Source organism: uncultured Comamonas sp. (assembly GCF_964277875.1).
Classification (GTDB): domain Bacteria; phylum Pseudomonadota; class Gammaproteobacteria; order Burkholderiales; family Burkholderiaceae_C; genus Comamonas; species Comamonas sediminis.
On sequence record NZ_CAXYJV010000025.1, the window covers coordinates 53,022 to 65,203 of the forward strand.

Below are 12,182 nucleotides of genomic sequence, written 5' to 3' on the forward strand. Positions count from 1 at the left end.
GGTGCGCATGCGGGAGAGTTGGACGCGCCTGCTGGCAGGCCGCGATATGCGGGTGCTGGCCAAGCATGCGGGGACGGTGTTTGTCGGCCAGATTGCCGTGATGGGCTTTGGCGTCGTCGACACCATCGTCGCCGGCCGCCATGCCGAGGCCTCGCTGGCGGCACTGTCGGTGGGCTCGGCCATCTTTGTGACGGTCTACGTCTCGCTGATGGGCCTGCTGCAGGCGCTGATGCCGATCTGGTCGGAGATGCACGGTGCGCGCCGCCATGCCGAGATTGGCGCCTCGCTGCGCCAGTCGCTCTACATCTGCCTGGCCGCCACCTTGCTGGGCTGGGCCGTGCTGTTCAACCCCGCACCGATCCTGCGCTGGACCGAGGTGCCGCAAGAGCTGCAATCGCTGGTCCGGAGCTACCTGGCCATCATCGGCTGGAGCCTGCCGGCAGCGCTGCTGTTCCGCATCTTCAGCACGCTGAGCCAGTCGCTGGGCAAGCCCAAGATGGTCACCTGGCTGCAGGCCATGTCCTTGCTCGTCAAGCTGCCGCTGTCCGTCTGGTTCACCTTTGGTGGCCTGGGCCTGGCGCCAATGGGCGTGCTGGGCTGCGCCTGGGCCACCTTTGTGGTCAATTTTCTGCTCTGCGCGCTGGGCTGGTGGTTGCTGCGCAGCCAGTCCGTCTATGCACCGGCCGATATCTGGCGCCGCCTGGAGCGGCCGCACTGGCCCACCTTGGCGCAGTTTGCGCAATTGGGCGTGCCCGCCAGCCTGTCGATCCTCGTCGAGATCACCTCGTTCACCCTGATGGCGCTCTACGTGGCGCGCATGGGCACAGCCTCATCGGCCGCGCACCAGATTGCCGCCAATGTCACCGCGCTGATGTACATGGTGCCGCTGTCGCTGGCCATTGCGACCAGCGCGCGCGCCAGCTACTGGCGCGGCGCCGGCGATGAGGCGCGGGCGCGCCAGGTGGTGTTTCTGGGCCTGTTCAGCGCCATGGGCTTGGCGGCTACGCTGGCACTGCTGGTCTGGCTGACCAAGGGCTGGATCGTGCCGATCTACACCGCAACGCCAGAGGTGGCCGCCATTGCGCTGGGCCTGCTGGGCTGGGTCAGCCTCTACCACCTGGCCGATGCCAGCCAGACGGTGTCGATCTTTGTGCTGCGCAGCTACCGCATCACCGTCACCCCTTTGCTGGTGTACTGCAGCCTGCTCTGGGGTGTAGGGCTGTGGGGCGGCTTTCAGCTGGCCTACCACGGCATCGCCGGCCACGCGGCGATGGGTTCGCCGATCGCCTTCTGGATGTGCGCTGCCAGTGCGCTGATGCTGGCTGCGGCCTGCTTCCTGGTCCTGCTGCACCGGGTGACCGCTCGCGCGGTGCGCCAGGGCCGTTAAACCAGCTCTTCTGCGAGCTGCTTGCGCACGCGCGACGGCGGAAACACCACGCTGAATTCCGAACCCTTGCCGATCGTGCTGCGGATCTGCAGCTGCGCGCCATGGCGCTGCAGCACATGCTTGACAATCGCCAGGCCCAGGCCGGTACCGCCGGTGTCGCGCGAGCGGCTGCGGTCCAGGCGGTAGAAACGCTCGGTCAGGCGCGGGATATGCTCGGGCGCGATGCCAGGGCCGGTGTCGGTGACGCTGACCCGGCCCGAGCCATCGGGCTGGCGGCTGAACTGCACCCGGATCTCTCCACCCGCCGGCGTGTAGCGCACGGCGTTGTTGACCAGGTTGGACAGCGCGCTTTGCAGCTCGTTGCCCGCGCCTGCCAACTCATAGTCACCCGCCTCCGCGTTCGCATCTGGAAAGAACAGTTGCAAAGGCTTGTCGCCCTCTTTGGCAATCATGCGTGCCAGACCATGGGCGTCTTCCTCACAGCGCTTGAGCAGGCTGCCGACGCTGACCCATTCGTTGAGGCTGGGGGGCGGATTGCCTTCCAGGCGCGACAGGGTCAGCAGATCGACCACGAGCCCCTGCATGCGGTGGGCCTGGTTGGACATCAAGCCCAGATACTGGGTGCGCTCTTCGGCGCTCAGCGGCAGGGTCTGCAGGGTCTCGATGAAGCCGGTCAGCACGGTCAGCGGCGTGCGTATTTCATGCGATACATTGGCCACGAAGTCACGCCGCATCGCATCGGCCAGCTCCAGCGAGGTGACATCGCGCGACAGCAGCAGCTTGCGGTTGCCGCCGTAGGGAAACATCTGCACCGAAATGCGCATCGGGCTGGCAGCACGCACGACCGGGCTGACCATCACCACATCCTTGCTGAAATTGTTGGCGTTGAAATAGCCGATGAATTCCGGCGCGCGCACCAGGTTGGTAATCACCTGCATGTGGTCACGCTCCAGGTTGAAGCCAAAGTGGTCGCATGCAGTCTGGTTGCACCATTCGATATGGCTGTGCTCATCGAGCAGCACCACGCCGTTGGGTGACGCCTGGATGGCCGTCAGCACCTGGTGCAGCCGGTCATCGGCCTGCGCCTCGTTCTTCTGCAGCTGGCGCACCAGCCGGCGCGCCCGGTCAGCCGCCTCGCCCCACTGGCCCAGCAACTGGGGCGCCGCATCCACATCCCCATGCCGCAGCCAGCCCACCACCTTGTTGGCCCGCCACATATCGATCAGGAACCAGCACCATGCGCCAATGATGGCCAGTAACAGCGCGCCCTGCAGCTGGCCCAGCCACCACCCCAGCGCCGCGCCCAGGGCCTGAAACACCAAAAAACTGACAATGCGAAACAGCATGCAAGCCTAACGCTCAAAAACAAAAAAAGCTGCGACCAGCGCAGCCTACGAAACCCCAGGTGCCCGGATGCGGCAGTATCTCCGCATCGCCGGCACGGTGCAAGGCTATGCGCGCTGCAGCGCCTGGGGCTGGCCGGTGATACGGTAGCCGGCACCGCGCACGGTCTCCACCATCACATTGGCAGCCCCCAGGGCCTCACGCAGCCGCTTGACGTGGACGTCCACGGTGCGCTCCTCGATGAACACATGGTCGCCCCAGACCTTGTCCAGCAACTGCGAACGCGAGTGGACACGCTCGGCATGCTTCATCAGAAAGTGCAGCAGCTTGAACTCGGTGGGCCCCAGCTTCAGCAGCTCACCCTGGAAGGTCACGCGGTGCGTGGCCGCATCCAGCACCAACTCGCCAATCGTCACACTGTCGTTGACCTGCTCGGGAATGCGCCGGCGCAGCACCGCACGGATGCGGGCCAACAACTCCTGCGTGGAGAACGGCTTGGTGATGTAGTCATCGGCACCGGCATCGAGACCGGCAATCTTGTCGGGCTCATCGCCGCGCGCTGTCAGCATGATGATAGGAATGCCCTTGACGCGCGCATCGGCACGCCATTTGCGCGCCAGCGACAGGCCGCTTTGGCCCGGCAGCATCCAGTCCAGCAAGATCACATCGGGCAGCACCGCGTCCAGTTCGCGCTGTGCAGCATCACCATCCTCTGCCCAGATGGGCAGGCAGCCGTTGTGCCGCAGGTTCACCGCGATCAGCTCGGCAATCGCGGGCTCGTCTTCGACAATGAGTACGCGTGGCAGTTTTTTCATAACTCAGGCTTTACAAAACACTCGATTCAATTTCGTCCATCGTGGTGTGGCGCACATCAATGCCCTTGACCAGGTAGATGATGAGCTCGGCCACATTCTTGGAGTGGTCACCGATGCGCTCGATGGCCTTGGCCAGGAACAGCAGGTCCAGGCTCGGGGAGATCTTGCGCGGATCTTCCATCATGTAGGTGATCAGCTTGCGCACAAAGCCATCGAACTCGGCATCGATCAGGTCGTCCTCCTTGAGGATCGATACGGCCGCTGCCGTGTCCAGGCGGGCAAAGGCGTCCAAGGTCTTGCGCAGCAGGCCCGAAGCCAGCTCGGCGGCCACGCGCAGGTCCGACGTCGGCAGCGAGCGGGCCGCACCGCTGTCGATGATGGATCCCACCATGCGCGCCATCTTGTGGGCTTCGTCGCCCATGCGCTCGAGATTGGCCGTGGCCTTGGAAAACGCGATCAGCAGGCGCAGGTCGCGGGCCGTGGGCTGGCGGCGCGCAATGATCGTCGACAGTTCGTAGTCGATGTCCACTTCCAGCTGGTTGACGCGCTTTTCCTGCTCTTCCACCCGTGCGACGGCCTCGGTGCTGAACTGCGACAGCGCATAGATGGCCTGCTGGATCTGGGACTCGACCAGACCGCCCAGTTCCATCACACGTGAGGAGATGCTGTTGAGCTCGCTGTCGAACTGCGATGAGAGGTGCTTTTCTGTCATATCAGGCCCTTTTCGTTGTTGGGGTTGGCATCACCGCGCCGGCTCAGCCGAAGCGACCGGTGATGTAGTCTTCGGTCTCCTTGCGCTGGGGCTTGAAGAACATCTGTTCGGTCGCACCGAACTCCATCAGGCTGCCCAGGTACATGTAGGCCGTGAAGTCGCTGCAACGCGCGGCTTGCTGCATGTTGTGGGTCACGATCACTACGGTGTAGTCGTCCTTGAGCTCGGCAATCAGCTCCTCGACCTTCGCGGTCGAGATCGGATCGAGCGCCGAGCAGGGCTCGTCAAGCAGCAGCACCTCGGGCTTGATCGCAATGCCGCGGGCAATGCACAGACGCTGCTGCTGGCCACCGGACAGGCCCGATCCGCTTTGACCCAGCTTGTCCTTGACCTCGGTCCACAGTGCGGCCTTGCGCAGCGCCCACTCCACGCGCTCTTCCATGTCGCTCTTGCCCAGGTCTTCGAACAGCTTCACGCCAAAGGCGATGTTGTCGTAGATGGACATCGGGAACGGCGTGGGCTTTTGGAAGACCATGCCCACCTTGGCGCGGATCAGCGCCACATCCTGCTTGCTGGTCAGCAGGTTCTCGCCATCCAGCACGATCTGGCCTTCGGCGCGCTGCTCGGGGTAGAGCTCGAACATGCGGTTGAAGGTGCGCAGCAAGGTCGACTTGCCGCAGCCCGATGGGCCGATGAAGGCCGTCACCTTGTTTTCCGGGATTTCCAGGTTGATGTTCTTGAGCGCGTGGAACTTGCCGTAGTAGAAGTTCAGGTCCCGCACCGAGATCTTGGAGTTCAGTGCACTGGCATTTGCCGCATTGGTTTTCGTCAACATAGGGTTCACCTGTGAATGCTTATTTTTGGCGCGCCATGCTGCGCGCAAGAATGTTCAGACCCAGCACGGCCAGCGTGATCAGGAAGACGCCTGCCCAGGCCAGTTGCTGCCAGTTTTCATAAGGGCTCATCGCAAACTTGAAGATGGTGACCGGCAGGCTCGCCATCGGCTTGGACAAGTCGGTGTTCCAGAACTGGTTGTTCAGGGCGGTGAACAGCAGCGGAGCGGTTTCACCGGCGATGCGGGCCACGGCCAGCAGCACACCGGTGATCACCCCTGCGCGGGCTGCACGCAGGGTCACCATGCTGATGACCTTCCACTTCGGCGTACCGAGTGCGTAGGCGGCTTCGCGCAAGCTCGATGGCACGAGGATCAGCATGTTCTCGGTGGTGCGGATGACCACCGGAATCACGATCAGCGCCAACGCCACCACGCCGGCATAACCGGAGAAGCTCTTGAAGCGGATGACGATCATCGTGTAGACAAACAGACCGATCACGATGGACGGCGCCGACAGCAGAATGTCGTTGACAAAGCGCGTCACCGACGCGAGCCAGCCGGTCTTGTTGTACTCGGCCAGGTAGATACCGGCCATCACGCCGATCGGCGTGCCGACGAAGGTGGCCAAGGTCACCATCACCAGCGAGCCCCAGATGGCGTTGGCGATACCGCCGATTTCATTGGGGGCAGGCGTCATCTGGGTGAGCAGTGCCACACTCAGCCCGCCCACGCCCAGGCGCAGGGTTTCCCACAAAATCCAAACCAGCCAGAACACACCGAAGGCCATGGCTGCCAGCGACAGCGCGATGGCGATCTTGTTGACGCGGTTGCGCACGCGGTACTTGGCGGCGCGCTGGGCGGCCAGGTCCGAGGCCTGGATCAAGCTTTCTCCGGTGGTCATGCGCGGGCTCCTTCGTTCTTTTGCAGGCGGCTCAGCAGCAGTTTGGAGCATGCCAGCACGATGAATGTAATGAAGAACAGCGCCAGGCCCAGGTAGATCAGCGATGCCTGGTGCAGGCCTTCACCGGCCTCGGCGAACTCGTTGGCCAGGGCCGAGGTGATGCTGTTGGCAGCTTCGAAGACCGACAGCGAGTTGAGCTGGTTCATGTTGCCGATCACGAACGTGACGGCCATGGTCTCGCCCAGCGCGCGGCCCAGGCCCAGCATCACGCCACCGAACACACCGGTCTTGGTGTAGGGCAGCACGACCTTCCACATCACTTCCCAGGTGGTCGAGCCCAGGCCATAGGCCGACTCCTTGAGCAGCGCAGGGGTGACCTCGAACACATCGCGCATCACCGATGCAATGAAGGGGATGACCATGATGGCCAGGATGACACCGGCCGAGAAAATACCGATACCGACCGGCGGGCCGGAGAAAAAGGCTTCCAGGTAAGGAACGCCTTGAAACAGGTTTTGCAGCGGCTGCTGCACATAGGTGGCCAGCAAGGGGCCAAACACCATCAAACCCCACATGCCGTAGACGATCGATGGCACGGCAGCGAGCAGTTCAATGGCGGTACCCAGCGGGCGCTTGAGCCAGACGGGCGACAGCTCGGTCAGGAACAGCGCAATGCCAAAGCTGACAGGCACTGCAATCAGCAGCGCGATAAACGAGGTGGCCAAGGTGCCGTAGATCATCACCAGACCGCCATAGCGGTTCTGGACAGGATCCCATTCACTGCTGAAGAAAAATCCGATGCCGTATTCGCGGATGGCTGGCCAGGCGCCGACGACCAGCGAGACCATGATGGCCAGCAGCAGACCCAGGGTCAGCACCGCTGCACCGCGTGCCAGGAACGCAAAAAAGCCGTCAGCGACGGAGTTGGAAAGCCATGGCTTGCGCGATGGAGGTTGGCTCGATTGCATCTGCGCTTTGCCGGCGGCAACCGTTTTGTTTTGAACAGGAAAGGATGTCGACACTTGTGATTCCATTCAGTGTGGGAAAGGGCCGCTACCCGAGCGGCCCCTCCTATTTTCGACTTACTTCGAGAACACAGCCTTGCCGCTGGCGTCCTTGATCTCGCCCCAGGACTTGTAGATGATGTCCTTGACGCTGGCAGGCATTGGCACGTAATCCAGGCCGTCCGCCGTGCCGTCACCGGAGGTGTAGGCCCACTCGAAGAACTTCAGCGAGGTGGTGCCCTGGGCTGGCTTTTCCTGCAGCTTGCGCATCAGGATGAAGGTCGCCGAGGTGATGGGCCATGCATCCTTGCCAGGCTGGTTGTTCAGGATCTGGTAGAAGCTCTTGTTCCAGTCCGCACCGGCAGCAGCGGCCTTGAAGTTGGCGCTTTCCGGGCTGACAAAGTGGCCGTCGGCGTTTTGCAGCTGGGCGAACACCATCTTGTTTTGCTTGACGTAGGCGTACTCGACATAGCCGATGGAGTTGGGCAGGCGGCCCACATACGCGGCCACGCCTTCGTTGCCCTTGCCACCGGCACCGGTAGGCCAGTTCACGGCAGCACCCTCACCCACTTTTTCCTTCCACTCCGTGTTGACCTTGGACAGGTAGTTGGTGAAGCCAAAGGTCGTGCCCGAGCCGTCAGCACGGCGCACGGGAGCGATGGTGGCGTCTGGCAGAGCCACGCCTGGGTTCAGCGTGGTGATCGCTGGGTCATTCCACTTGGTGATCTTGCCCAGGTAGATGTCGCCCAGCACCTGGCCGTTGAGCTTGAGCTGACCGGGCGCAATGCCCTTGATGTTGACCACGGGCACAATGCCGCCGATCACGGTGGGGAACTGCACCAGACCCTTTTGTGCCAGCTCTTCGTCCTTCAAAGGCATGTCGGAGGCACCAAAATCCACCGTCTTGGCATCGATCTGCTTGATGCCTGCGCTCGAACCCACCGATTGGTAGTTGATCTTGACGCCCGTGGCCTTGTTGTAGTCAGCGGCCCACTTGGAATACAGGGGCGCTGGGAAGCTTGCGCCGGCACCGGTAGCCTCCTGGGCGTGAACCTGGGCAAATGCACCGGCGGCAACCAGACCGGCAACCAGCACTCGAATCGCGGACACTTTCATGAAAACTCCTGTTGGTGATGAAACGCAATGGAGTGAACTGTAAAAAAGGTATGTGACATTGATATGACATTTTTCGTCATCTTTGCCTCGTACGGAGGTCGATGTCACACAACAACGCCGCACAGGATTGTCATATTAGAGTCACGCGAAAGACTTACTTTTAAGTTTTGTCAGCATGCCGCTGTACAACGCAGGTACAGGAGCCGAGGGATCCCGTACACAGCCATCGCCTAGCGGGATGGACGCGGATCGGGATGAGACGCAAGCCGCCTTTTGCAGTCCATCGTGAACTATGGGCAAGAAAGACAATGCAGCGAATCGCCCGAGGCCTCGTTCGGACCATGGCAGGCCTTGCAGACGGTCCCCTGGTGCTATGCTGCCTGCCTGGACTGCAGAACCGATAGATGACGACACTTATGCTTGATGGCACCTTGCTTGCCGCCGTGGATCTGGGATCCAATAGTTTCCGCCTCGAAGTGGGCCGCTATGCGGCGGGCCATATAGAACGCGTGCAGTATTTCAAGGAAATGGTACGCCAGGGCGCCGGGCTGGATGAGCAAGGCATGTTGACCGCCGAAGCAATGCAGCGCGGCTGGGACTGCCTGGCGCGCTTTGCCGAGCGGCTGGCCGGCTTTCCGGCCGCACATGTGCGCGCCGTAGCCACGCAGACCTTGCGTGAGGCGCGCAACAGCGACGTCTTCATCCAGCGCGCCAACCAGATTCTGGGTTACCCGATCAGCATCATCTCCGGGCCCGAGGAGGCGCGCCTGATCTACCAGGGCGCGGCCCATTCCCTGCCTCCGTCCGACGAGCGGCGTCTGGTCGTCGACATTGGTGGCCGCTCCACCGAGCTGATTCTGGGCCAGCGCTATACCTCGCAGCGTGTCGCCTCGTTTCCGGTCGGCAGCGTCGCCTGGTCGCTGCGCTATTTTCCGCAAGGCGAGTTCAGCAAATCAGCGCTGAAGACCGCGCAGATTGCGGCCCAGGCCGTCATGGAAGAAGCAGCCCACCATTTTGTGCCCGGCAGTTGGGACAGCGCCTATGGCACCTCGGGCACCGCCAACGCCATTGCCGATGTGCTTGCACTGTACGGCGGCCACCCCGATGTGGTGACGCGCGAGCAGTTGCACTGGCTGTGCGAGCAATTGTTGGCAGCGGGCAACGCCAGCCAGCTGCGGCTGGAAGGCCTCAAGGAAGAGCGCCGTGCAGTTATTGGCGGCGGCGTGACCGTGCTTTGCGCGGTGTTTGACCTGCTGCAGATCCAGGAGCTGCGCATCGCCAGCGGCGCGCTGCGCCAGGGCCTGCTGCGCGACATGGTGCAGCACGAGGAGTTCAGCGATATCCGCCACCGCACGATTGCCGCGCTCAAGGAACGCTACCAGGTGGACCGCACGCAGGCAGGCCGCGTGCAGCGCACTGCGGCAGCCTTGTACGAACAGGCGCGCCGCTACGCAGGTGCGACCGAGCCGGCCGAGCTGCAATCGCCGATGCTGGACTGGGCCAGCCAGCTCCATGAGATCGGTTGCCTGATCTCCCATACCGACTACCACCACCACGGCGCCTATGTGCTGGGCCACAGCGATGTGCCCGGCTTTACGCAGACCGAGCTGTCCCATCTGGCAGCGCTGGTGCTGGCCCAACACGGCAAGCTGCGCAAGGTCGAGGCCTTTCTGCAGGACCGCGATTTTGCGTTGGAGTTGCTGTGTCTGCGCCTGGCCACCCTGCTGTGCCATGCACGCCGCGACCCGGCGCTCGACCAGGTTTGTCTGCGCGACAAGACCGAAAAATGGTCGCTCAAGGTGGCCGCCGGCTGGGCCGAGCAGTTCCCCCAATCGGCCTATCTGCTGGAGGAGGAAGTGCTGGCCTGGCAGAAGACGCCGTACGCCTTCCAGTTCAAGCAGGCGCTGGGCATCGCCGCCAAATAAATGCGCTGTACACCCAGGCCGGCAACGGCCCGGGTGTTTTTGCCGCTCAAGCACCCAGGTCGACAGGCGCTACGGCGCCTTTGCCGGAGAACACCCCGGTCAGGTTGCCGATGAACTGCTCCAGGCTCGCCTGGGTGGCCTCGGGTGACCAGCCGGCCACATGGGGCGTGATGAGGATATTGGGCAGATCGACCAGCGGCTCAGGGCGGTGCGGCTCGCTTTCGTACACATCGATGCCGGCGCCTGCGATGGTGCCGTCCTTCAAGGCGGCAGCCAGTGCCAGCGTGTCGACCACCGAGCCACGCGCAATATTGATCAGGTAACCGTTGGGGCCCAGCGCCTGCAGAATCTGGGCATTGACCAGATGCTTGGTGCCGGGGCCGCCCGGCGTGGCGCAGACCAGGATATCCGCCCAGCTGGCCAGCGCATGGAGCGAGTCGAAATAGTGGTGGGCCACGCCCGCCTTGGGCTGGCGGTTGTGGTAGCCCACCGGCATGTCAAAACCTTCGGCCCGCCTGGCGATCTTCAGCCCAATATGGCCCAGACCCAAAATCCCCAGCTTCTTGCCCGACACGCTGGGCGGATGGGCCAGGCTGTAGCGGTCCACACCGGCACGGGCTTGCTGGTCCAATGTGCGGAAATTGCGCACCGATGCCAGGATCAGACCAAAGCTGTGGTCGGCCACACTGGTGTCATTGGTGCCCGCCCCGGTCGCCAGCACAATGCCGCGCGCGCGCAGCGCATCCAGCGCCAGCCCTTCGTAGCCCGCCCCCAAGGTGCAGGCCAGGCGCAGTTGGGGCATCTGGGCGATCTCTTCGGCCGTGAGCCCAATCGAGCCAATGGTCAGCACTGCCTGCGCCTGGCTGCCGTGCGAAGCCACCGCGCTGGCACGCAGTTCGGGCGTTGGCGCATACACCACCTGGGCATGCGCACAGATCTGCTCGAGCAGCGGCTCAGCCATGGGATTGAATACCAGCAAGGTAATCGGCGATTGTGGGGATTGCGAGAGAGAGCTCACCATAAGTCCTTTGGATAGCAAAAAACACTGCCTGTACCACCAGCAGTGTTTTGATTATGAGGACTTTCCACTAGGCTTATTTACATCGCGTCAGTAGGCCTACGTTGCCACCGTGGTATGGCCCCACAACGTGAACCATCACTTGCACCAGGCGTCCGGTGCCACAGGCTTGGGAGCGCCCGCAAGCGGCTGCCGCCATCAACCCAGGAAGTGTTTGCGGTAGCGTGGAGGCAGGCGGTCCAGCTGCATCAGCATCGGCAGATCGGCGGTGTTGAAGTCCGGATCCCAGGCAGGGGCGCCAATCACCTCGGTGCCCACCCGCAGGTAGCCTTTGATCAACGCTGGCGGCTCGACATCCACCCGGTCGTTGAGCTGCTCCAGCGGCAGCGGCAGGTGTGGCACCACACGGTACTCGCTCGAAATCTGACCCTTGACCAGCAGCTGGCGCCAGATGCTGGCGGCGGCGTCACCGCTGACAATGCCGTTGTGCCACATCGGAATGCTGGCGCAGCCCATCATCACATCGAGCTTGTTGCGCAGCATGAAGCTGGCCAGTGCACCCCACAGCGCCATGATCACGCCGCCCTGGCGGTAGTCCGGATGCACGCAGCTGCGGCCCAACTCGACCATGCGCGGGCGCAATGCATCAATGGCGCTGAGGTCAAACTCGCCGTCTGAATAGGTGCGGCCGGCGCGCAGCGCCTGGGCGGGCGTCAGCAGGCGGTAGGTGCCGATCACCTGCCTGCTCTCGCATTGGCGCACCAGCAGGTGTTCGCAGTAGTCGTCAAAGGCGTCTACATCATGGCCTTCCAGGCTGGTTTGCAACTGCGCCCCCATCTCGCCGGCAAAGATCTGGTGGCGCAGGCGCTGGGCTTCGCGCACCTCGTCGAGGTGGCAGGCCCAGGAAACCTCGATCTCCAGTGGCTGGGGTGCCGCAGCGGGCACCGGCATGGGCGCCTGCTGCGGGGGCGCCGGGGTCGTGACAAGGGCGGTCTCGGATGCGCTGAAAAAGCTGTGTTTGTTGTGCATGGCAGAGCTCCTGTAGCGCCCTGCCGCCCGGCGATGCTGACCGGCCTCCTTGCGGGGCCTGTGCTTACGGGCTGATACAGAGCGACTTCAGTGTCA

11 protein-coding genes are annotated in these 12,182 nt (G+C 63.1%); 2 read left to right on the forward strand and 9 right to left on the reverse strand.

The features are described from left to right. Positions 1–7 precede the first annotated feature (7 nt). Positions 8–1,387 carry an MATE family efflux transporter gene (locus ACHWUQ_RS09475; protein ID WP_312455252.1) on the forward strand — a complete coding sequence of 460 codons (1,380 nt, stop codon included), beginning with the start codon at positions 8–10 and terminating at the stop codon, positions 1,385–1,387. Here ACHWUQ_RS09475 and phoR read toward each other — a convergent pair. From phoR to pstS, 7 genes are all read right to left on the reverse strand, one after another. Further along, a complete protein-coding gene (gene phoR, locus ACHWUQ_RS09480; RefSeq protein WP_394680988.1) occupies positions 1,384–2,733 on the reverse strand; it encodes a phosphate regulon sensor histidine kinase PhoR in 1,350 nt (449 codons plus the stop codon). The genes ACHWUQ_RS09475 and phoR overlap by 4 nt on opposite strands. A gap of 105 nt (positions 2,734–2,838) precedes the next feature. Continuing rightward, positions 2,839–3,546, reverse strand: a complete 708-nt coding sequence (phoB, locus tag ACHWUQ_RS09485; protein WP_021026591.1) for a phosphate regulon transcriptional regulator PhoB — start codon at positions 3,544–3,546, stop codon at positions 2,839–2,841. A 10-nt stretch (positions 3,547–3,556) separates the two neighbouring features. Next, positions 3,557–4,258 (reverse strand): phosphate signaling complex protein PhoU, encoded by a 702-nt coding sequence (gene phoU, locus ACHWUQ_RS09490; RefSeq protein WP_239811620.1) that lies wholly within the window; start codon positions 4,256–4,258, stop codon positions 3,557–3,559. Between the two features lie 43 nt (positions 4,259–4,301). After that, on the reverse strand, positions 4,302–5,093 hold the full coding sequence (gene pstB / locus ACHWUQ_RS09495) for a phosphate ABC transporter ATP-binding protein PstB (RefSeq protein WP_239811619.1): 792 nt from the start codon (positions 5,091–5,093) through the stop codon (positions 4,302–4,304). Between the two features lie 19 nt (positions 5,094–5,112). Next, a complete protein-coding gene (gene pstA / locus ACHWUQ_RS09500; RefSeq protein WP_239811618.1) occupies positions 5,113–5,994 on the reverse strand; it encodes a phosphate ABC transporter permease PstA in 882 nt (293 codons plus the stop codon). Continuing rightward, on the reverse strand, positions 5,991–6,962 hold the full coding sequence (gene pstC, locus ACHWUQ_RS09505) for a phosphate ABC transporter permease subunit PstC (RefSeq protein WP_312524869.1): 972 nt from the start codon (positions 6,960–6,962) through the stop codon (positions 5,991–5,993). The genes pstA and pstC overlap by 4 nt, the downstream gene beginning before the upstream one ends. A gap of 114 nt (positions 6,963–7,076) precedes the next feature. Next, complete coding sequence (gene pstS / locus ACHWUQ_RS09510) at positions 7,077–8,114, reverse strand: phosphate ABC transporter substrate-binding protein PstS (protein ID WP_394680989.1); 1,038 nt, start codon at positions 8,112–8,114, stop codon at positions 7,077–7,079. A 416-nt stretch (positions 8,115–8,530) separates the two neighbouring features. Here pstS and ACHWUQ_RS09515 point away from each other — a divergent pair, with 416 nt between their 5' ends. Next, positions 8,531–10,039: a Ppx/GppA phosphatase family protein gene (locus tag ACHWUQ_RS09515; RefSeq protein ID WP_239812675.1), complete on the forward strand. Its 1,509-nt coding sequence runs from the start codon at positions 8,531–8,533 to the stop codon at positions 10,037–10,039. A 46-nt stretch (positions 10,040–10,085) separates the two neighbouring features. Here ACHWUQ_RS09515 and ACHWUQ_RS09520 read toward each other — a convergent pair whose 3' ends face one another. Together ACHWUQ_RS09520 and ACHWUQ_RS09525 are read right to left on the reverse strand one after the other, a co-directional pair. After that, positions 10,086–11,060, reverse strand: a complete 975-nt coding sequence (locus ACHWUQ_RS09520; RefSeq protein WP_394680990.1) for a 2-hydroxyacid dehydrogenase — start codon at positions 11,058–11,060, stop codon at positions 10,086–10,088. A 195-nt stretch (positions 11,061–11,255) separates the two neighbouring features. Next, positions 11,256–12,008: a GNAT family N-acetyltransferase gene (locus ACHWUQ_RS09525; protein WP_394680998.1), complete on the reverse strand. Its 753-nt coding sequence runs from the start codon at positions 12,006–12,008 to the stop codon at positions 11,256–11,258. Positions 12,009–12,182 lie beyond the last annotated feature (174 nt).